The 21,858-nt window shown below is 41.9% G+C and carries 23 protein-coding genes and 1 pseudogene; 21 read left to right on the top strand and 3 right to left on the bottom strand.

Going from position 1 to position 21,858, the window contains the following annotated elements:
* Nucleotides 1-140: 140 nt before the first annotated feature.
* The 3 genes from L1611_RS07710 (at nt 141) to L1611_RS07700 (ending at nt 1,379) form a co-directional block, all read left to right on the top strand.
* Nucleotides 141-278, top strand: coding sequence for a hypothetical protein (locus L1611_RS07710; protein ID WP_236312507.1), 138 nt, complete (start codon nt 141-143; stop codon nt 276-278).
* 94 nt (nt 279-372) lie between these two features.
* On the top strand, nt 373-843 hold the full coding sequence (locus L1611_RS07705; protein WP_236312506.1) for a DinB family protein: 471 nt from the start codon (nt 373-375) through the stop codon (nt 841-843).
* 155 nt (nt 844-998) lie between these two features.
* Entirely contained in the window at nt 999-1,379 is a 381-nt protein-coding gene (locus tag L1611_RS07700; RefSeq protein ID WP_236312505.1) for a hypothetical protein, read from the top strand.
* Between the two features lie 428 nt (nt 1,380-1,807).
* On the opposite strand, the gene madM is transcribed toward L1611_RS07700, so the two are convergent.
* Both madM and madL read right to left on the bottom strand, forming a co-directional pair.
* Nucleotides 1,808-2,572, bottom strand: a complete 765-nt coding sequence (madM, locus tag L1611_RS07695; protein ID WP_236312504.1) for a malonate transporter subunit MadM — start codon at nt 2,570-2,572, stop codon at nt 1,808-1,810.
* Nucleotides 2,553-2,969 carry a malonate transporter subunit MadL gene (madL, locus tag L1611_RS07690; protein WP_236312855.1) on the bottom strand — a complete coding sequence of 139 codons (417 nt, stop codon included), beginning with the start codon at nt 2,967-2,969 and terminating at the stop codon, nt 2,553-2,555. The genes madM and madL overlap by 20 nt, the downstream gene beginning before the upstream one ends.
* Before the next feature lie 397 nt (nt 2,970-3,366).
* On the opposite strand from madL, the gene L1611_RS07685 reads away from it, so the two are divergent.
* The 12 genes from L1611_RS07685 to L1611_RS07630 all read left to right on the top strand — a co-directional run bounded on the left by L1611_RS07685 (nt 3,367) and on the right by L1611_RS07630 (nt 12,962).
* Entirely contained in the window at nt 3,367-4,044 is a 678-nt protein-coding gene (locus L1611_RS07685; protein WP_236312503.1) for a GntR family transcriptional regulator, read from the top strand.
* Nucleotides 4,045-4,154: 110 nt separating this feature from the next.
* On the top strand, nt 4,155-5,084 hold the full coding sequence (mdcH, locus tag L1611_RS07680; RefSeq protein WP_236312502.1) for a malonate decarboxylase subunit epsilon: 930 nt from the start codon (nt 4,155-4,157) through the stop codon (nt 5,082-5,084).
* A 40-nt stretch (nt 5,085-5,124) separates the two neighbouring features.
* Entirely contained in the window at nt 5,125-6,783 is a 1,659-nt protein-coding gene (gene mdcA, locus L1611_RS07675) for a malonate decarboxylase subunit alpha (RefSeq protein ID WP_236312501.1), read from the top strand.
* Nucleotides 6,784-6,794: 11 nt separating this feature from the next.
* Nucleotides 6,795-7,667, top strand: a complete 873-nt coding sequence (locus L1611_RS07670; RefSeq protein WP_236312500.1) for a triphosphoribosyl-dephospho-CoA synthase — start codon at nt 6,795-6,797, stop codon at nt 7,665-7,667.
* Nucleotides 7,668-7,669: 2 nt separating this feature from the next.
* Nucleotides 7,670-7,984: a malonate decarboxylase subunit delta gene (locus L1611_RS07665; RefSeq protein ID WP_236312499.1), complete on the top strand. Its 315-nt coding sequence runs from the start codon at nt 7,670-7,672 to the stop codon at nt 7,982-7,984.
* Nucleotides 7,959-9,644 (top strand): biotin-independent malonate decarboxylase subunit beta, encoded by a 1,686-nt coding sequence (gene mdcD, locus L1611_RS07660; protein ID WP_236312498.1) that lies wholly within the window; start codon nt 7,959-7,961, stop codon nt 9,642-9,644. Before L1611_RS07665 ends, mdcD begins: the two co-directional genes overlap by 26 nt.
* Nucleotides 9,641-10,258: a malonate decarboxylase holo-ACP synthase gene (locus L1611_RS07655; RefSeq protein WP_236312497.1), complete on the top strand. Its 618-nt coding sequence runs from the start codon at nt 9,641-9,643 to the stop codon at nt 10,256-10,258. Before mdcD ends, L1611_RS07655 begins: the two co-directional genes overlap by 4 nt.
* A gap of 188 nt (nt 10,259-10,446) precedes the next feature.
* Nucleotides 10,447-11,325, top strand: a complete 879-nt coding sequence (locus L1611_RS07650) for a haloalkane dehalogenase (protein ID WP_236312496.1) — start codon at nt 10,447-10,449, stop codon at nt 11,323-11,325.
* A 111-nt stretch (nt 11,326-11,436) separates the two neighbouring features.
* On the top strand, nt 11,437-11,760 hold the full coding sequence (locus tag L1611_RS07645; protein WP_236312495.1) for a luciferase domain-containing protein: 324 nt from the start codon (nt 11,437-11,439) through the stop codon (nt 11,758-11,760).
* A 324-nt stretch (nt 11,761-12,084) separates the two neighbouring features.
* Nucleotides 12,085-12,522, top strand: a complete 438-nt coding sequence (locus tag L1611_RS07640; RefSeq protein ID WP_236312494.1) for a MarR family winged helix-turn-helix transcriptional regulator — start codon at nt 12,085-12,087, stop codon at nt 12,520-12,522.
* A 10-nt stretch (nt 12,523-12,532) separates the two neighbouring features.
* The gene (locus L1611_RS07635; RefSeq protein WP_236312493.1) at nt 12,533-12,727 is read left to right on the top strand and encodes a hypothetical protein; all 195 of its coding nucleotides are present in this window, start codon (nt 12,533-12,535) and stop codon (nt 12,725-12,727) included.
* 46 nt (nt 12,728-12,773) lie between these two features.
* On the top strand, nt 12,774-12,962 hold the full coding sequence (locus L1611_RS07630; protein ID WP_236312854.1) for a glycine betaine ABC transporter substrate-binding protein: 189 nt from the start codon (nt 12,774-12,776) through the stop codon (nt 12,960-12,962).
* A gap of 167 nt (nt 12,963-13,129) precedes the next feature.
* Here L1611_RS07630 and L1611_RS07625 read toward each other — a convergent pair whose 3' ends face one another.
* A complete protein-coding gene (locus L1611_RS07625; protein ID WP_236312492.1) occupies nt 13,130-13,567 on the bottom strand; it encodes an Lrp/AsnC family transcriptional regulator in 438 nt (145 codons plus the stop codon).
* A 209-nt stretch (nt 13,568-13,776) separates the two neighbouring features.
* Between L1611_RS07625 and L1611_RS07620 the strand changes: the two are divergent.
* From L1611_RS07620 to ppdK, 6 genes and pseudogenes are all read left to right on the top strand, one after another.
* Nucleotides 13,777-14,759, top strand: a pseudogene (locus L1611_RS07620) (oxidoreductase); the annotation flags it as partial.
* A 180-nt stretch (nt 14,760-14,939) separates the two neighbouring features.
* Complete coding sequence (locus L1611_RS07615) at nt 14,940-15,404, top strand: MarR family winged helix-turn-helix transcriptional regulator (protein ID WP_236312491.1); 465 nt, start codon at nt 14,940-14,942, stop codon at nt 15,402-15,404.
* Nucleotides 15,397-16,806, top strand: coding sequence for a sodium:solute symporter family protein (locus L1611_RS07610; RefSeq protein ID WP_236312490.1), 1,410 nt, complete (start codon nt 15,397-15,399; stop codon nt 16,804-16,806). Before L1611_RS07615 ends, L1611_RS07610 begins: the two co-directional genes overlap by 8 nt.
* Before the next feature lie 21 nt (nt 16,807-16,827).
* Nucleotides 16,828-17,958 carry a M24 family metallopeptidase gene (locus L1611_RS07605; protein WP_236312489.1) on the top strand — a complete coding sequence of 377 codons (1,131 nt, stop codon included), beginning with the start codon at nt 16,828-16,830 and terminating at the stop codon, nt 17,956-17,958.
* A gap of 358 nt (nt 17,959-18,316) precedes the next feature.
* The gene (locus L1611_RS07600) at nt 18,317-19,141 is read left to right on the top strand and encodes a pyruvate, water dikinase regulatory protein (protein ID WP_236312488.1); all 825 of its coding nucleotides are present in this window, start codon (nt 18,317-18,319) and stop codon (nt 19,139-19,141) included.
* The gene (gene ppdK, locus L1611_RS07595) at nt 19,134-21,803 is read left to right on the top strand and encodes a pyruvate, phosphate dikinase (protein WP_236312487.1); all 2,670 of its coding nucleotides are present in this window, start codon (nt 19,134-19,136) and stop codon (nt 21,801-21,803) included. The genes L1611_RS07600 and ppdK overlap by 8 nt, the downstream gene beginning before the upstream one ends.
* Nucleotides 21,804-21,858 lie beyond the last annotated feature (55 nt).

Below are 21,858 nucleotides of genomic sequence, written 5' to 3'. Positions count from 1 at the left end.
ATTGCATATAATTAAAGGTAAAAGGGATATTCTTTAAGCAAGTCGAAGTTATATTCGGACGTGAGATCACTTACTCCTTAACACGAACTGCCGTGGACTTTTCCTGGAAGAGCGGTGCCCGTGCCATTGAAGGGTATCCAATGATCACTTTGCCAAGACAAGAAATGCCATGGGGTGAGCTTCATGTTGGTGCTCACAACGCCTTCATTGCAGCTGGTTTCTGTGAGGTATCAAGACCTACCAAACGCCGGGTCGTGATGCGTATCGAACTTCAGTAGGATGTCTCATTCCTTGGGAGGGGAATAGTCAAAATATTTGCCGAAATGGTTTATTTGGTTTTTGGAATTCTAAACATTCAAGGAGGAGATGACTTTGAAACGAATTAACTTACTTTTAAACGTACTAGATTCAACATTCGATAAGGAGAGTTGGTATGCACCGTTTAAAGATGCTATAGAAGGACTTACAGCCGAACAGGCTATCTGGAAACCATCTGGAGAGACAACGAAAACCATTTGGGAGAACGTTAATCATCTTATTTATTACAAAGAGAGACTTGCTGCAAACTTGGAAGGCCGTGAATGGACAAATAATCTCGACGGTGATGAAACCTTTTATCTTACCGATCAATCTAATGATGATCAGGAATGGATGAAAATCGTTGAACGTTCCGAAAACGCTCAACGCAATTTAAGACAGGTATTGAGTACAATTTCCGATAGAGAGCTAGATCAAAATTCACTTGAGGGGAAATTACTGGACATCATGCTTCATGATGCTTATCATACAGGCCAAATAATTCAATTAAGAAAAATGCAAGGGTCGTGGCCATCAAATCGTTAACCGAAAGATATTTTGTTTTGGAAAAATGAAATTTTTATGCCCAAATCGTTGAGGAATCATATTCAGTTTACTTTTATAACCCTAATTATTTTTAGTCATATATCATTTATTAACCCCATAAAATGATATATCTAGTTTATATGGGGTGTATAAGGATGGGTGAATATCAAGTAACAGAAGCAATGCTTGAAAAATTTTATAGGCTTAATCAAAAGAAAAAGGAAATTGAATCTGCAATGAAGGAAATGAAAAAGCAATTCCATAATTACTTTGATGAGACGGTAGGCGAAAATGTTAAAGGGCAATTAACAGCTGGGGATTACATATTACAAAGGCAAGTTAGAACTATTGAGAAATTTAATGAAGAGAAGACGGTAGAGAAATTAGAGGAACTAAAATTAGAAGATTTAATGGTGAAAAAACCGGATATAGACAAAATGAAAGCAGCGGTTAACCTTGGTATTTTAAAGGAAAATGACCTGGAAGATTGTCGGGTTATCAATATTTCTCCAGCTATCTCAGTAAAAACTAAATGAACAATTGAATGATATTTTTTTGAGAAGCTGGGATTGTTGCCGCGATAACAATATGATTATGGAAACAATGAATCTTTTAGAAAGCCTTAGTCAAAAAAGGATTTCGAGTCGTTTTGAAGCAGTGTTTTATATTTAAAATCGCATTTTTGTAATAGAGGGTACAGCCCAAAGGACAATTTTAAAAATGGTTAAAGAAAAACGAGCCTCCAGAATCGTTTCTAAGGCTCGTTTGGCATTTTAAAGTCGTGTTTTCGCGGTTTAGCCACTATGATTGAACAGGTAGTTTAAATAGAGTGACCCCACCTTAAAACCAGTGAAAAAGAGCTTCGATTGCGTATTTGTCTGTTAAAATGTGCATAGGATTGGGGTTCCTATGTGAATTCGATTTTAAATCCGAACCCGCTATTAGATCGATAGTTTTTTTCCTTTCATCCAAATATGGATCTAGTAATGATGAATAATATTGAGGGAGCCATGAGACATCCTAATCCTGTATAAAAGGTTGCTGTCATCGCTCCATAAGGAACCAGTTTCGGATCGGTTGCCGCCAATCCTCCTGCAACACCGCTTGTCGTTCCCATAAGCCCTCCGTATACGATAGCTGAACGAGGGTTATCCAGACCAATATACTTAGCAATGAAAGGTGTGCCGATCATGGTCAGGATAGACTTTACGAGTCCCGCTGCAATACTTAAGGTAATGACTTCTGAACTCGCTCCTAATGCAGTACCAGTTACGGGTCCGACTATGTATGTTGCAGTTCCCGCTCCAATAGTAGTTAAGCTGACTGCATCGGTATACCCGAATGCTAAAGCAATGGCTACACCTACAACAAAGGATACCACTACACCAAGAAAAAGGGAGAGAACGCCGGTGAATCCGGCTTTTTTAATTTCTTCGATGTTAGCCCCAAAAGCCGTCGCAACGATTGCAAAGTCCCGAAGCATTCCCCCTCCCATCAATCCGATGCCAGTAAAGATTCCGATATCAGATAATCCTTTCTCTCCACCTGTTGTGACTCCTCCGATGTAAGCGAGAATCAACCCGACAATGATTGCAATTGCCGACCCATGAAGCCTTCCTTTTGTCAGCTTATCTGAGAACAAGTAGGAGAAGTACATGACGACACCGACTAACGCAAATGAAAGAATAAGCCCATTTTCTTTAAAAACATCACTTAGCATCTCGAACATGATCGCTGCCTCCAATCAATTCATCGCCAATCGTGTTCTGTTTTTCCTTTCCGATTTTGCTTAAAAGCGGGACCAATGCCCAACTGACAAAAACAGCAGCAACTCCTGCAAGGATGGCAAGAGGTCCTCCATCAATGGCACCGAAAACGTTTTGTTGAGCTGCCATAGCAATGACGATCGGTATGTACATTGCGCTCCAGAATGCCACACCTTCTTGTGATTTGACCGTCAATTTCTTTTTCTTCTTCAAATGATCGACTGCCAATACAAGGATCAACATGGCGATCCCGACGCCACCTACATTTGCTTCGATTCCAAGAATGCTTCCTAACAAATCTCCGATGAATGCACCTGTCAACATACACAATGCTAATAACGAAACTCCATAAATAACCAACGATTTCACACCTTTCTTCCTTTTTTTATACGTTAAGAAAGTATAACTTTTCAGCGATGCAGCTAACCGACATAGCAGAAAAGTTTACGAACGAAGTATCAGTGCAGCTAAGTCTCAGCCTTCGTCAAGGCTTTGCCAAACCAGGTGAAATTTTTTCCAAGTGTGTTGTCATCTATGAAGTAATCAATGGGGTATTTTTTTAAAAAGGTAAGCGCTTCCAAAAAATATACAGACGGCAATCAACTGTCGACAATTTATATCACTCATCATAAAGGGGATGGGTTAAAAAATCAAATCCTTTTTTAAATTTTCTAAAAATATTGAATAATGGATAATCAGGATGTTATAATTTAAATCGACAGTCGACCAAACGATCGATATACGGGAGGGCCACATGATGGGAAGAATCGATTTAAGCAATAATGCGTTATCCAATCATATTGCAGAACATATTACAGAACAAATCATTACTGGTGAGTTGAATCCTGGAGAGAAGCTGATTGAAAGTACATATGCAGAACAATATGGAACCAGTCGGGCTCCTGTAAGAGAGGCGATATTCCTGCTGACGATTGAAGGACTGGTAGAACGGATCCCTCGGAAAGGGGCAGTCGTAAAAGCGTATAGTGAAACCGAGATATATGATCTGTTGGAAATCAGAACAATGTTGGAATCTATGGCGATGAACCGGATAGCTGAATATGGTGTAGATGCGAAAATCCTTGAAGAGATGAAATCGATCCTTGCAAAAATGCAAGATGGGGTTGAGGTTGACGAATATACGCAGCTCAATCATTCATTTCATATGGGCCTTATAAAAAGCAGCAAGAGTGACGTCATAAAAAAAATGTATTCAAAACTGAAGCTGCCTCTGTTGAGAATTCAGAACCTTTCTTTCGGGACTGAAGGAAAGATACAGAAGTCCCTTAAAGAGCATGCGATTATCATAGATATGCTGAAAAAAAATAAAATCCAAGAAGCGACGGATGTATTGAATCAGCATAATCGAGATGTAATCTTGAACGTCCGGAATTGTTTATTTCAACAGGGCAGACTGGATGAGAAGAAATCATAGCATGTTTCCCAGTGTTCCAGGTGATATCGAATAGAAACACCTGGATTGTGTTTTTGTGAACATTGTCGACAGACGACAATCAAAAACTGATGATGAGAAGAGTGATAAAAGTGAAGGTAGCTTTCTTGTTTCCAGGACAAGGCTCCCAGGAACCTGACATGATCAGCAATTTACCGGATCATCCAGTTATCAGGCGTACAATCGATGAAGCAAGTGATGTGCTTGATGAAGATGTAAACCAGCTAGATAACAAAGATAGGTTGAATTCGAATCGGAATGTGCAGGTATGTTTGTTGGTTACTGGTATAGCAACTGCCAGAGCCTTGAAAGCAGAAGGGGTAAAGCCGGATATGGTGGCAGGTCACTCTGTGGGAGCGTTCGGATCTGCTGTAGTGGCAGGTGTAATGGAGTTCCGGGATGCTATATCCATCGTGAAACGAAGAGGAGAGTGGATGGAGGAAGCCTATCCAACCGGATATGGAATGGGCGTGATTTCAGGTCTCACAAAGAGAAAAGTGGAAGAGATCATTGAGAAGGAAAAGACAGAGGACGGACCAGTGTATCTGGCTAACGTGAACTCGGATGATCAGTTTACGGTTTCCGGCTCGCTTTCAGGTGTGGATCGGGCATTGGAAGTGATGAGGAACAAGGGGGCAAGGAAGGCTGAGCGTCTGAATGTCAATGTCCCATCACACTGTCCGTTGATGGGAACTGTAGCCGAGAAGCTGGATCAGTCTTTAAAACCCATCCCATTCAGGAATCCTTCCATACCTTATGCAGGGAACAGAAATGCCAGGCCTTTACGTGATGCCGAAGCGATAAAGGAGGACTTAGCTTCCAGTGTAGCGCACCCTGTCCGTTGGCATGAGGTCATTTCCTTATATTATGAACTGGGTGCTCGATTATTTATCGAGTTGATGCCTGGACGTGTATTGACAGATCTGGTCTGCCAGTCTTTTCCCACAGCCCGTTCGCTTGCTGTTTCAGCCAGCGGTTTGCATTCAGCGAAAATGTTGACTGAACAGATCCGGCAGATGTGACAATGAACAGATTTTAAAAAGTTGAAAGGAAGGATGTAAAATGACTGGATTGAATCAAATGACGAAAGGTCGTTCATGGACAACGAAACGAGATGCTAAAGCGGAACGTGTTGCTGGTATTGCGGGAATCGCGTCAGGAAAGGTCATACCGACAGATCGAATCGTCGAGGCTATGGAAAAATTGATCAAACCGGGAGATCGCGTCGTTCTGGAGGGGAATAATCAGAAACAGGCCTCATTTCTTTCTTCTGCCCTCAATGAGGTGGATCCAAAAAAAATCCATGATTTACATATGATCATGTCCAGTATTTCACGTCCTGAGCATTTGGACCTGTTTGAAAAAGGAATTGCAAACAAAGTGGATTTTGCCTATGCGGGACCTCAAAGCTTGCGAATAGCACAAATGCTGGAAGATGGAAAGCTGACAATGGGGGAAATCCATACATACTTAGAGTTATACAGTCGATTGTTCGTGGACCTGATTCCATCGGTGGTACTCGTTGCTGCAGAAAAAGCGGATCAGGAAGGAAACCTTTATACAGGGGCTAATACAGAGGAAACACCAACGCTCGTGGAGGCGGCTGCATTTAAAGATGGAATCGTCATCGCACAGGTCAACGAATTGGTGGATGAGTTACCACGAGTAGACATCCCCGGTACATGGATCGATTTTGTTGTTGTGGCGGATCGACCTCTCGTACTGGAACCTTTATTCACAAGGGATCCACGTCATATTACGGAACTCCAGATCCTGATGGCGATGATGACGATTCGAGGGGTTTATGAGCGGCATGACGTCCAGTCGCTTAATCATGGAATCGGTTACAACACCGGGGCGATCGAATTATTGTTACCGACATATGGCGAACAGCTAGGCCTTAAAGGAAAGATCTGCAGGCATTGGGCGTTAAATCCGCATCCGACGCTCATACCTGCAATTGAAAGTGGTTGGGTCGAAAGCATCCATTGTTTCGGTGGGGAAGTAGGAATGGAGAACTATATCGCGGCTAGGCCGGACGTGTTCTTCACTGGAAAAGATGGAAGTCTACGCTCGAACCGGACCCTTTCACAGTTAGCCGGTCAGTATGCTGTCGACCTTTTTGTCGGATCTACGCTTCAAATCGATCGTGATGGAAATTCTTCAACCGTCACGTCAGGGCGTCTGGCAGGGTTCGGCGGGGCACCGAATATGGGACATGATCCAAGGGGAAGAAGACATTCGACCCCAGCCTGGCTGAATATGATGACCTCTGATGATCCACTTGCCAGAGGGAAAAAGCTCGTCGTCCAAGTCGTTGAGACTTTCCAATCCGGAAATTCGCCTGTTTTCGTGGAATCCCTGGATGCAATAGATGTGGGGAGAGAAGCTGATCTGGCTACAACTCCTGTAATGATCTATGGGGATGATGTAACGCATGTAGTCACAGAAGAAGGGATCGCTTATCTGTACAAAGCAACAAGTTTGGAAGAACGCCGGGAAGCAATTGCCGCTGTGGCTGGCGTAACGCCAATTGGATTAGAACATGACACAAAGCGTACGAGAAAACTACGAGAAAATGGGCTTGTTGCTTTACCTGAAGATCTTGGGATCCGAAGGACAGAAGCGAAGCGTTCACTTTTAGCCGCTAAAAGTGTGGAAGAACTTGTTGAATGGTCTGATGGATTGTATGAACCACCTGCAAAATTCCGGAGTTGGTGAGGAGTGAGGAAATGACATGGTATGCAGATGAATGCAGTAAAGAATTGGCCGACCTGGCCGTCAAAGCTTTAGTGGATGAAGCTGAACTGACACCAAAGCCAGGGCTTGTCGATCAACAGGATAATGGAACACACACAGATATGGATTTCAACCTTATGATCAAGTCTGCACATGCTTTATACCCTACCTTCGAGGAAATTGGATACGTGGCCTTCCGTCAAGAGCCAACACAACAACTCCGCGAAAAAATCGCCGTGATCGGACGAAATGGTGAAGAAACGATGATGCAGACGACAGGAGGTGTCAACACACATAAAGGAGCGATCTGGGCGATCGGGTTGCTTGTTGCAAGTGCAGCAATCCATTCGTCTAGAACGGATGTCAAACAGATTGCAATCACCGCAGGGAAGATCGCTGGAATGGAAGATCGATACGCGCCTGATATTCCCACCAATGGGTCAGTTGCCAAACGACGCTATGGTGTGCCTGGGGCAAAGGGTGAAGCTCAGCTCGGTTTCCCGCATGTAATCAAAATTGCTCTACCGGCATTGTATCATGCACGGCATAAAGGATTGTCAGAAAGACGTTCCAGGCTGGAAACGTTGATCACTTTATATGCCCATGTCGATGATACATGCATCCTCCATAGGGGTGGAAAGAAAGCATTGGATGTAACGAAATCGGCAGCCCTGAAAGTCATAGACAACGGGGGAGTTTCAACATCAGAAGGGTGGCAGGCGCTGAAGGAACTTGACCAGGCCTTGATGGAATATAAGGTCTCCCCTGGCGGAAGTGCTGATTTATTAGCAGCAGCCCTGTTTCTTGACAGTATTGATCAAAAACGAACAGAAACATGGAAACGTGTAAATTTAGTGGAGGTGTAGAAATGAATACGATTCATCTTGAATTTCCTGCGACTAGACGGTTGACGAAACGTGCGCATGTCGGAGTAGTTGGTTCAGGTGATTTGGAGATTTTACTGGAGCCTTCAGAAGAACCCTTTGTGAAATTGACAGTGAGGACAGGCACAACAGGTTTTGACCGAACCTGGCAGAATGTCCTTGAAAGGTTTTTCGAGGAAAATGATGTGGCAGCCAACATCAAGATCAATGATTTCGGCGCTACACCTGGAGTGGTCAAGTTACGATTAGCTCAAGCATTGGAGGTGAGCCAGAATGACGTTGAACAACTTGAAAACTAGTTTAGTAGAGTTGGATGCCCGCAGCAGAGCAAAGGCCATTTTAGATGAAGGGACGTTCCGGGAACTGCTCGGACCTTTTGAACAACTGGAATCTCCTCATTTGGCGGCACAAGGGATTGTTCCTCAAAGTGATGATGGCGTGGTTGTAGCAAAAGGTTACATAAAAGGTGAACCTGCCGTCATCATTTCAATCGAGGGCGACTTTCAAGGCGGCGGGATCGGAGAGGTTTCAGGGGCGAAGATTGCCGGGGCATTGGAGTTAGCATTGCGGGACAATAAAAATGGGATCCCTGTACGTCCGATCCTCATTTTCGATACAGGTGGCGTTCGTCTGCAGGAAGCCAATTATGGACTGCTAGCAATCGCAGAAATTGGCTCTGCCATCATTGAACTGCGAAATTACACACCAGTTGTCGGGCTGATTCCTGGAAAAATCGGTTCATTTGGTGGAATGTCGATTACAGCAGGATTATTCAGTAAATTGATCATGACCCGTGAAGCTCGTTTGGCGTTGAATGGTCCCGAAGTCATCGAGCAGGAAGCAGGACTTGAAGAATTCGACTCACAAAACAGACAACAGGTCTGGCAAACGATTGGCGGAGAACAGAGGGTGGTAACTGGTCTTGCAGACATGTTGGTCGAAGATGATATTCCTTCAATGAAAGAGGCCATTCATGCTGTATTTGATAAACCCGAAACGGAAAAACCGCGAAGCACCCAGGTTGCACGTTATCAAACCCTTTTAAAAGCAACGGATCCTTCTTATAAAATGCAGCCTATCGAGATGAGGGAGCTCTGGAAACAGATTGCGGAAGGAAAACCTGTTCAGCAAACATCCGCATTTCATGAACCCAAAAATGGAGAAACTTCCTATAGCAGAGGGCAACGATGGTTCGAAGCGTTGGCTGGTACCTCATCGAAACATGCGGAAGTGCAGTCGATATTATGGACTGACAAGGGTATTGGTGGAGACAGAGCCCGCTTCATTGCCGTCATCCCGAATCCGAACAGTCGATTTCCCCGTGCCCGAAATGGAGAAGTAGGCTTAGAGGAAGGGTGGGCAATTGCTGAATGTGTCCGTGAAGCGGTTGAAGAAGACCGTCATGGAGAGAAGCGCGCAATCGTTGCGATTGTTGATGTACCAAGCCAGGCATATGGCTATCGTGAAGAATTGCTGGGGATCCATCTATCATGTGCAGCTGCAGTAGATGCTTATGCAACGGCAAGGCAGGCGGGCCACCCTGTCATCAGCCTCATTGTCGGAAAGGCGATTTCAGGCGCCTTTTTGGCTCACGGAATGCAGGCAAACAGAATATTGGCACTGAATGATGAAGCAGTCAATGTCCATGTCATGTCCAAGCAATCTGCTGCAAGAATCACACGCCGTTCCATTGAAGAATTGGAAAAAGCGACTGAAAAGGTCCCTGCAATGGCCTATGACATCCATTCGTTTGCAACGCTGGGTGCTTTGTTTGGCATTATTGATGGCGTCGATGCAAACACCCCCACCAAAGAAGATTCCGATAACGTCATGGAAAGGATTCATGAAGCGATCAGAGATGTGAAAAGTGGATCAACGGGTCTGGAACATCGCTTCACGCAAAACGATGGACGAAGAGCATCCATCTTGGTTCGAAAAAGGTTGGAGGAACAATGGTGATCCAGCCTCATGATTTGCTGAAAATCAAAGAGGGAAATCATTTGATCGAAAAAGAAAATGTACCTGAATGGCTTTCCAGGTCTATATCAGAGGTTCGATTCGTTGTGGTAAGACGGGCTCCGATCATCGATGGAGATGTCCCGATTGGTATTAGAGGAAAAACGAGGACGGAAAGATTCGGGGCATTCATCCCTTTAAGTGATGTAACCGAACGCATCACACCTGAACAATTGGCTGCAGCGCAAAAATGGAGAAGCCATCCTTGTTATGAAGATTTCGGTGTTTTTCAAGCATTGAACCTGGTTGAGTCGGTCCTCCAACAGTATCAGCTATCCTGGGGACCGACAGGGAGTGTCGGATTTGAATTGGCAAGCGGTCAACCGACTATAACGGAAACAAGTGATTTGGATATCATCATACGGGCAAACGATATGTCGATCAATATCGCCAAAGAGATCGTTTCTGCTTTTGAGGAAGCGAATGTAAGAATCGATCCCTTAGTCGAAAGACAAGATGGGGCCATCTCCCTGATTGAATATTCTAAAGGGCAGCCCTCTATTCTTTTACGTACAACTAATGGTCCTAAGTTGATCAACACAGTACCAGGCTATTAACCGCAAATGAATTATTTCTATCTGCCTTTGGAAGAATGGACCAATACTTTTGTGGATGAATGGCTGCTACCCGTCATGTTAATAACAAGCAAATATATAGTTGACTTATCAATTAAAAAAGACTATACTTTCAATTAAGTTGACAAGTCAACTAAAAACAAGATACACCGAATAGAAGGGTGAGTTATATGATTAGTGGAGCATTTCCTTACAAAAAAAAGCATCAACAGGTTTTCGATTTAGAAATGGCATATGTAGAGGTTGGAAGTGGTGATCCAATCGTTTTCTTGCATGGTAATCCCGCGTCCTCTTATCTATGGCGTAACATTATTCCTTATGCACAAGAATATGGGCGCTGCATTGCCCCTGATTTAATTGGGATGGGAGATTCCGATAAATTACCGGTTAGCGGTCCGGACTCCTACACCTTTGTTGAGCATCGGAAATATCTCGATGAGCTTCTCAACAAACTTGGAATCTATAAAAATATCACCTTCGTAGTACACGATTGGGGTTCAGCTTTGGGCTTTGATTGGGCAAGGCGTCACCCTGGTGCTGTGGACGGCATCGTTTATACGGAAGCGATTATCAAATCCCGTAGCTGGAGCGAGATGCCAGAACAAGGGCGTAAGATCTTTCAAGCATTGCGATCTCCAGAAGGAGAAAAGATGGTACTGGAACAAAACTCCTTTCTCAATATCAATCTTCCCGTTAATATTTTACGTGAGTTGACGGAGGAAGAGGTGGCGCAGTATCACCGCCCCTTTATAGAACCAGGTGAAGGGCGTCGTCCGATGTTATCTTGGGCGCGACAACTTCCTTTTGATGACGATTCAGCGGATGTGACCGAAATTGTCACAGCTTATGGAAATTGGTTAGCACAAAGTCCCATTCCAAAACTATTCATCCATACAGAACATGGAAGAACTCCACAATCCCACCTAGATTTTTGTCGCAGTTGGCCAGAGCAGACAGAAATTACAGTGCCAGGACGACATTATCCAATGGAAGATGCACCTGATGAGGTTGGGAAGGCTCTTGCTTCTTGGTTGAAAAGGTTGAAATAGAATTTAAGCATTATGGATTATTTGGTAATCTTTCTTTTGAGAACTTGCATATTGGAACGAGACATGCGTGTTTATTAACAGACTCAACGGCAGAGAAGGGTGACTGATAAGATGACAGTAACTCGAAGGGACGACATAGTGGATGAATTACTTTCTTGGACTGGAGTAACAGTTCAAGATCACCGATACGGAGGAATTGAATTCATTTTTGAAGGCAAAGAAATTGGTCACATACATGGAGATTATCTCATCGATCTATTTTTACCAAAATCTAAACGAGATGAAGTGGTTGCCAATGGATTCGCCCAACCCCACCACATGTACCCTGATTCAGGTTGGGTATCTGTTTATTTGATGTCTGATAAGGATATTATCAAAGCAGTCGAACTTTTGCACTTCAAGTATGATCTTATGAAAAACAGAAATCGTTCCTAACTGTTTAGGTGGCTATGGTTCTTAATAAATTTCATGTATTAACATGTATGAAAATATGTTGTGGTTTTTGAATGAGAGAGGGCTCTATTTGGCTCTCTTTTGTCTTTTTAACAAGAGCAAATAATCCCATGATATCATTGTGTTTTACATTTTTTCTATCTATCGCTCCGCTTTTGGACTTGTCGCGGACATCCCCCGATTAGGATGCGAAAATGATTTCTGCTTTTAACGATATAATACCAGTTTTAGTTGACTGCTCAACTTAATTGATGGTATATTCTTTCATATGGTTGACTAGTATACTATACGAAAAGGAGCATACTTGTGAAAAAAGAAAGCATTGCCAGATGGATTTCCGTGCTACATCGTCAATTTCAAATTTACCTGAACAGAGAGTTAAAAGATTACGATATTAACTCATCTGAATACATCTTTTTAGTTAATCTGTATGAAAAAGATGGTATTTCCCAAGAGCGGCTGTCCACCAATCTATTTATTAACAAAGCTGCTACAGCGCGTGCAATTGGACGACTTGAAAAACTCGGTTATGTAAAAAGAACCCGTGATCCAAATGACAGTAGAGCGTATTTGGTCACATTAACTGCTAAAGGATTAGAGATGCGCAATTTTATTAAAACCAAACTGAATTATTGGACTCAAACGATTTCATCCGGCTTAACGACAGCAGAAGCGGATGACTTAGTCCAAAAGATAAAAAAGATGACTATGAATGCACTGGATGAAATAAAAGGAGACGAATGAGAAGTTTAAGTTGAATTTACTCCTGTCAAATAGACAGATCATAAAAGAGGAGGTGGATCAAGCTATTTGCTTGGATCAAAAAATGACAAAAACAATTCATATGCTTAACTTACCATTTGAAGAAAAATGGATCTATCATCCGACTGTACTCTACAATGAAAACTCCAATTCGTATGTCCTTGTTGACACTGGCATGCCTGGTTAGTACGAAGAAATCCTGAAACAATTTGAAGAACTAGGGCTGCCGCGTCATTACCAATAAAGATCTTAAAGAAAACCCACCAGAAGCGTATGAATTCTTAAGCAACTGGAACATCTCGATTGATGAAGTTGAGAAAATGATTGTAGAAATTGAAGAAAACGGGAAAGACCCAGAGAAGGTCGCCTGTGAGTGGGTCGAGAATAACCAGGATAAAGTAAAGAAAATGAAGGGTGAATAATCGATCGTAATAAGAAAGCAGTGTCTAGCATTGGCCAGACGCTGCTTTCTTAAGTGTGTTTAATCATATGGGGAAGACAATCGATTTTACAAAAAGAAAAAAAGGTAAGGGAACCAAACTAAATGGTCAACATATTCATAACAACTTTAATCAATTCCTGAAAAACATTATTCCTTTATTATAGGCATAATGTTTTTGAATTTAATAGGTGAGGATAAAACGATTAGAGTTGTAGAGTCGCCGTGTTTTCCACTTGCATTGATGAAGGATTCCAGTGTTTCCATGGATTCAGCGACTACCTTAAGCAAATAATTATATTGACCGCTTATCCGATGCAATTCAATCACATCATCTGATGCCTCACAAAATTGAATGAACTTTTCACAATCCTTGGTATGGAATAATAGGAAAGCAGTTGTGTGTCTATTCACTTTATGAGGGTTTACAATTGCTCGATAATGGTCAATCACCTCACTTTCTTCAAGTCTTTTTACTCTCTCTGTCACCGCTGGCTGTGACATGGCCACCGTCTTACCTAATTCGGTCATGGATAGGCGAGCTTGTTCTTGAAGAGTAAGTAAAATATCCTTATCGGTCTTATCCACTTTCCTTCCTCCTTTTCATTTCGAACGAAATAATTCCTCACATCTTAAGAACCTATAAATCATTCGCTGATATTTATTATTCCCTTTATTTTATAACAGAACTATTCGAATCTCATTGAATATTCCCTGTGAAAATCCCCTGAAATTCTCTATTATTGGTGTAATCGATTATGAAGAGGGGAAATCCAATGCTGAACATGTATCCATATTTACTAAGCCCAATCCAAATTGGTGGCTGGAAACTTAGAAATAGAATTACCATGGCTCCTATGACACGCAGTTTTGCGGATGACAAAACAGGAGTAGTTGGAAATGATGTTGTCGAGTATTACAAGAAAAGAGCTGGGGATGGTGTGGGCCTTATCATTACTGAAGGGATCATAACGAGTCCTCGTGCGAAGGGGACTTTTAATCTCCCAGGTTTATATACGGATGAACAGGTAATGGGATGGAGGAGAGTGACGGATGCTGTACACGAGGAAAAAGGCACAATCATCGCCCAATTATGGCATGTTGGGAGGCTTACACATCATAAAGTGTCAGCTGGCCTACCACCCCAAGCTCCATCAGCAATAAGAGCGGAAGGGCATGTCCATCGCTATGGAGAGCCATTTGATATGCCAGAGGAAATGACCAAAGAGGATATAAAAGAAACGATACAACAATATGCAAAAGCGGCCAGAAATGCGATCCAAGCTGGGTTTGACGGCGTAGAAGTTCATGGGGCTCATGGGTACCTGATCGATCAGTTCAATTCAGAAGTTTCAAATAGACGAACAGACGAGTACGGAGGGCATCTTGGTCAACGATTGACCTTTATGAAAGAGGTCCTTCATGCCGTCATGGAAGAATCGGGGGTTGACAGAACGATTGTCCGGTTTTCGGAATTGAAAGATGATGCTCCAGATTATAAGTGGGAAGATCCAGAAGCTGCAATTCAAACATTTATTGATGCATTCTGAAAAATGGCCAGACATTACATGAACTTGTGAGGAAGTATTGGGACGATCCGATCATTGGAGTAGGAAATCTCAATCCATCTCTTGCAGATCACGCAATTGAAAAGAATATCATTAACCTTGTAGCATTTGGCCGGCCACTACTGGCTAACCCTGACTTTGTATCTAAACTGAAAAAGGGGACGCCTTTGGAATCCTATAATAGTCAAAAACATCTTGCAAAGCTTCTTTAAAAAAAGAATGATAATTTGAAAGGTAGATAGCTGTCTCCTATAAGGGCAGCTTTTTTTATATTTAGTGAAGTTGAAAAGTTAAGCAGTAAGGTTCTGTAATGTATTTTTCTAAATCAAACGTTGACAAAAGCAACGTTTTTAAGTATAAATAAATTAAATAATCAGAAAATGGTGAATAATTTGTATAATGAAGAAATCAGGAAGTTCAATCGATTTTATACTCGGGTATTAGGGCTGGTAAATCAATACTCTGAAACCAGTTTGTTTTCATTACTAGAATCACAGATTTTATATGAAATCTATTCTAGAGACGTTTGTATCCAAAATGAACTGTGTGAGTTCTTTTCAATAGACAAAGGATACATGAGCAGAATCCTTAATAAATTCAGCAATCAAGGGTTAATTATAAAAAAACAGTATGATCAGGATAAGAGAAAAGTCCAATTGGTTATTACCCATAAGGGACGAGAACAAACAAAAAATCTAATTGACTCTTCTAATTTTTATGTAAATAGAATGATCAAGGATATTCCTACCTCAGAACTCAACAAGCTGATTGCCTCCATGAAAACGATAGAAGATATATTGAATAAACAAGCAGATATTAGTAGTTCTAATAGTAGAGGAGGAGAAAAGTTTGAGTAACGTCTACATTGTTGTTGTGGTCCTTTATTTACTGTTGATGATTGGCATGGGGATTTATTATGCGAAACGAGAAGTGAGGACAAGTGAAGATTTCATGGTGGCTGGGAGACGGTTACCTAGAATTGTTTTAATCGGTACACTTTTGGCTACATGGGTTGGTTCTGGAACTGTTGTTGGAGGAGCCAGCTTTATCTATCAATATGGACCCTTTGCCTCGATTATCTACTTTGCAGGTGCTCCGATCGGTATATTTATTCTATATTTCATAGCTGATAAGGCACGTTCCTTGAGTAAATATACCATTCCGGAAATGTTGGAAATCAAATTCGGAAAGAATACGAGGACGATATCTGCGTTATTTATCTTATTAGCTTATGTAGGGATCACTTCTTATCAATTCATCGGTGGAGGTTATGTTCTCCATCTCACCACTGGAATGTCTGTTGAATTAGGTACGTTGATTACTGCAGCTGTCGTCATCTTTCTCGCTACGACAGGTGGAATGTTCTCTGTAGCCTATACAGACTTTCTAAGCTCCTTCCTCATCGTTATTGGTTTTATTATTGGTATTCCGTTTGCTTTATCAGCTGTTGGCGGGTTCGAAGGATTGACGGCTGGATTAGCGGACCATCAATTAGCATGGGATGGAGGATTGACCATTCCTCAATTATTGGGCTTTTTCTTACCAACCTTTCTTCTGATCCTGGGCGACCAGAATATGTATCAACGTTTTTCATCCGCAAAATCTCCCGAAGTCGCCAAGAAATCAACCATGGGATTCCTGGCCGGGGATTTATTGATCATGGGGCTGGCGATTTTGCTTGCGACTTGTTCGATCGTACTTTTCCCGAATATTCCTCCAGATACTGCTATCTTAGAACTTGCAGCTAGTGGACTTCCAATCGGAATAGGCTCACTTATTCTTGCTGCATCGGTCGCATTCATCATCACTACTGGAAACTCCTACTTATTATCATCAGCAGGTAACTTAGTCTATGACTTGATTCAGGGGCTAAAAAAGAAAAAAATTGATGAGAGTAAGATTCTTGGTTTGAATCGTTATATCGTGATCCTCCTTGGGATTTTTGCATATAGTCTTGGACAGTTCTTCCCATCCGTGTTAGCCATTCAGATGTACTCCTACACGATGTATGGCGCTGCAATCACTCCGACGATTCTGGCTAGTTTCCTTTGGAAAAGAGCCACTACTGCTGGTGTTTTGTCATCGATCATTATCGGTGGATTTGCTACGATATTCTGGGAAATCGGTCTTCAGAAACCAATGGATTGGAACAGTGTATTGTTTTCATTGCCTCTGTCCTTACTCGCGTTGATTGTTGTTAGTTTAATGACAAAGCCGAAAAAGCTTGACGTCCAACCATCAACAACGATCAATAAATAAATAAATTGGAGGGTATTACAGATGAATATCAAAAAGCGTATAGGGAGTTTTCGAAGTTACCTGAAAGAAAATGATCTGTCTGCTGCAGTTGTCATGTTGCCTGATCACCAATATTACTTGACTAGATTTAAAGCTCTAATTTACTCACGACCTATTTATTTAGTTGTTGATGCTGAAAAAAGTACGTTGATCGTTCCTGGTCTGGAAGAGCTCCATGCAATCCAGAAGGCAGAAGTGGATCATGTCGAAGTTTATTATGAGCATCCAGAAGAGGTGAACACCAATCAAATGAAGGTGGTAAGGGAAGTTTTGACCAAATACTCCCATGGCACCCGGATGGGACTGGACCTGGGAAGTGCACCTGCCAGTCTCTATCATTTCATTTCAGATCTCGGCTTTTCCATATCGGATGTAGGAGAACAACTGGTACGTATGCGCTATATTAAAGATGAAGATGAAATTGAAATGATGAAAAAAGCGGGGGAATTAGTCAACCTGGGTGTGAAATCTTCCATCGAAGCTTGTATGGAAGGGACAAGTGAATTGGAAATCGATTCAAAGGGTAATTTGGAGATCTATAAAAAAGCATCAAATGAATATCAAGAGGCGACATTGGACCTCATCGTCATGTCACCATCAGGTAAAGTGAGAACGACGTTACCACATGTTTTCTCCAATACAAGACGGTTCGAAAAGGGAGATGTCATCATCCACAGTCGTCAGGTAGCCCTGAATGGATATCGGGCTGAATTAGAAAGGACCATCTTTGTCGGAGAACCCGATCATGAACAAAAGAAGATTTTTGAAGTGGCGACAGAAGCACAATTGAAAGCATTGGAATTCATTCGTCCAGGGGTAAAGGCGGCTGAAGTGGATAAAGTAGCAAGGGATCTCATCGAAAAAGCAAACTTAGAGAAATATGCTGTCCATCGAACCGGACATGGTTTGGGAATTTCTGCACATGAAGAACCCTATGTCCGATTTGATAATGATTTAATACTGGAAGAAGGCATGGTATTTTGTATTGAACCAGGAATATACGTCCCAGGAATAGGTGGATTCAGACACTCTGATACAGTTGTCATCAGAAAACATGGAGTCGAGTTGATCACTGAATATCCCAAAACACTCAATCAATTGATCCTTCAATAATGTCAATATTATTTGAGACACCCTCCACTTGGATGGTGTCTTTTTTACGTTTCTAGTGCTAGGGGAATATTCAGCGATGGAGAATACACAGAGAGCCGGATGGACTTTAGGACCCATATATCAAGTATGGGGAAAACAACAGGTTATACAAACCTTCCTAAGATTTATAAAGAAAAACCATCGACGAGCGGGTTTTGCCAAAAGTTTTTTAATACAATCATGTTAAAAGGATTGTATCTAAGCAGTATTAATAGTAATATACTATTAAATTAATTAGTATGACATAAATAGAGATTTATAGATTATTAGTATAACCTAAAATTCAACACTACAAGTCAAAATAAGAGGGAGATCATATGTGAAAAACAAGGAAATCGTTTATGTCGTTTCTGATTCGGTTGGCGAAACAGCTGAACTGATGGTAAAAGCAGTTGCAGCACAATTTAACGGTGGAGAGGTTGAAATTAAACATATTTCTTATGTAGAGGATGTAAAAGATCTTAATAATGTCATTACTGCTGCGAAGTATAGTAATTCCATCATTGCCTATACACTGGTGGTGCCTTCTTTAAAGCAATATCTTGATGATGGGGCAAGGGAAGAGGGAATCATTGCGATTGATTTGATGAATCCGCTGATGGAAGCATTCAGTCAAAAATTCAGGAAAGAACCAGTACGTCAGCCAAAACTTATAAGGCAAATGGATGAAAACTATTTTCGTAGAGTTGAAGCAGTTGAGTTCGCAGTCAAAAATGATGATGGGCAAGATGTAAGAGGGCTCAGCCGTGCAGATATTGTATTGATTGGTGTTTCCAGAACATCAAAGACACCACTTTCCATGTATCTGGCCCATAAAAGATTCAAGGTGGCAAATGTACCGTTAGTACCCGAAATAACGCCTCCTGATGAACTTTTTGATATTCCTAAAAATAAATGTGTAGGTTTAGTCATAACACCTGATAAATTGAATGAAATACGGAAGGAACGATTGAAGAATTTAGGATTAACAGCCCAAGCGAATTATGCGAATTTAAATCGGATCCTTGAAGAATTAGATTATGCTGAAAAGATTATGAAACGAATAGGTTGTCCTATTATCAATGTCTCAAATAAAGCAATAGAGGAAACAGCAGACTTAATATTAGCGATGTTAAAAAAGAGAGGGGTAATATTCGATGACTAAATTCGTCTATATGTTCGATGAGGGGAGTAGTGAACAAAAAGAACTTTTAGGAGGAAAGGGTGCTAACCTGGCAGAAATGACTCGGATCGGTTTGCCTGTTCCTTACGGATTCACCATTTCGACAGAGGCTTGTAATTTGTATTACGAGTCAGGAAAATCCATTCCTGCAGAGATCGAGTTTCAGATTTCAAAAGCTCTTCAAAACCTTGAAGAAAAAACAGGTAAACGTCTTGGAGACCCTTCCAATCCGTTGCTTGTGTCTGTCCGTTCGGGTGCAGTACATTCGATGCCAGGAATGATGGATACAGTTTTGAACCTTGGGATGAATGATCAAACAGTAGAGGGCTTGGCAAACCTTACGAAAAACGCTCGTTTCGCTTATGACTCTTACCGTAGGTTCATTCAGATGTTCAGTGATGTGGTGTTGAAAGTTGATGTTTTTTATTTTGAGCAATTTTTAGAAGAGTATCGGATTGAAAAAGGCTACCAATCAGACCCTGAAATGTCTGCAGATGATTGGAAAGAAGTGATCAAGGGATACAAAGATCTTGTTGAAAAGCATGCTGGAAGGACTTTTCCTGAGAATCCGAAGGAACAATTATCCTTATCGATCCGTGCCGTATTTGATTCATGGAATAACCAACGTGCAATCGTATACCGTCGTCTTCAGAAAATCCCTGGTCATTTTGGAACAGCTGTAAATATCCAAAGCATGGTATTTGGAAATATGGGCAATGATTCGGGTACGGGAGTTGCTTTTACCCGGAATCCATCTACTGGAGAAGCAAAACTTTACGGTGAATATTTGATAAATGCCCAGGGTGAGGATGTTGTTGCTGGGATCCGTACCCCGCAGCCCATCGCTACTCTCCAGGAGAAAATGCCAGAAGTCTATGAGCAGTTTGTTGAAACAAGTCACCTTCTTGAAAAGCATTATCAAGACATGCAGGACATCGAGTTTACAGTAGAACGAGGAAAACTGTTCATTCTCCAGACAAGGACAGGGAAACGAACGGCTCAAGCTGCTCTGCGAATCGCGGTTGAACTCGTAAATGAACAAATCATCAGTAAGCAGGATGCCATTTTACGTGTAGATCCAGATCAGCTTGATCAGCTCCTCCATCGCCGTATTGATGAATCATACGTACGGAAACCATTAGCCAAAGGTCTACCCGCATCACCTGGGGCCGCAACAGGGCAGGTCGAATTTGATGCGGATGAAGCAGAACGATTGGCGAAAGATGGCAAACAGGTCATTCTTGTTCGTCCAGAAACAACACCGGATGATATTCATGGAATCGTTTCTTCCCAGGCGACAGTCACGAGCCGTGGAGGAATAACAAGTCATGCAGCTGTGGTTGCAAGAGGTATGGGTAAAGCTTGTATTTGTGGCTGTGATGCATTGCGTATTGATTTGAAGTTGAAGCAGTTCCAAGTGGGAGATACGATTGTCAACCGAGGGGATCGTATTACGATTGACGGTTCAACGGGTGAAATTTTCTTAGGTGAAATTCCAATGATCGACCCACAGCTTTCGGATGAGTTTCAATTGTTGCTTGATTGGGCAGATAAGGAAAGGACACTAGGTGTAAGATCAAATGCGGATAATCCTGCCGATGCCAAGAAGGCCCTTGAATTTGGCGCAGGTGGAATCGGATTGTGCCGTACAGAACATATGTTTATGGATATGAAGCGTATCCCAATTGTTCAGGATATGATCCTTGCTGAAACATATGAGGAGCGTGAAGTAGCCCTTACCAAGCTGTTACCCATGCAACAGGAGGATTTTGAAGGAATCTTTGAAGTAATGCAGGGTTATCCTGTAACGATCCGTTTATTAGACCCTCCTCTTCATGAGTTCTTGCCGGATAAGGAAGAACTGCTAGTTGAAGTAACCAAGCTTCAGATGACAGATCCAAACGGTAAGGAATTACATGATAAAGAGCATCTGTTAAGAAAAGTACGGCAGTTGGATGAATTCAACCCAATGTTAGGCCACCGTGGCTGCCGTTTGAGTATGATTTACCCGGAAATTTACCTCATGCAGACCAAAGCCATTTTTTATGCCGTTGCGAAGGTTATGGAAAAAGGCATAGACGTAAAACCTGAAATTATGATTCCTTTGGTCGGACATGTAAATGAGTTGAAAGAAATGCGGAAATTGGTGATCGATTCCGGGTTACAGGTTGAAGAAGAAACCGGGCAGAAATTTGATTATCTCATAGGTACGATGATCGAAGTACCACGTGCAGCTTTAACAGCTGACCAAATTGCTCAAGAGGCGGACTTTTTCTCGTTTGGAACGAATGATTTAACCCAAACAACATTCGGATACAGTCGTGATGATGCAGAGGGTAAATTCCTTCAAGCCTATATCGAAAATGATGTTTTATCAGAAAATCCATTTACATCTCTTGATCAAGAAGGTGTCGGAAAGCTTGTTGAAACTGGCATAAAGCTTGGCAGGAGTACAAAACAAGGGTTGAAAACAGGAATTTGCGGCGAGCATGGTGGAGAAAAATCATCGATACAGTTCTCCCATGAGGTAGGGTTGGATTACGTAAGCTGTTCACCATACCGTGTACCTCTTGCACGACTGGCAGCAGCTCAAGCTAAAATCAAACATGAACAAAAACAATACGAACCTCAAACACAACTATAAAAAATTCTTTTGAAAGAAAATAGTCATAAATAGGGATAGATTGCATTATGCAGTC

The organism is Pseudalkalibacillus salsuginis (assembly GCF_021646685.1).
GTDB lineage: Bacteria > Bacillota > Bacilli > Bacillales > Fictibacillaceae > Pseudalkalibacillus > Pseudalkalibacillus salsuginis.
Note: the sequence above shows the minus strand (reverse complement) of the source record. Positions and strands in the feature narration are given on the sequence as shown.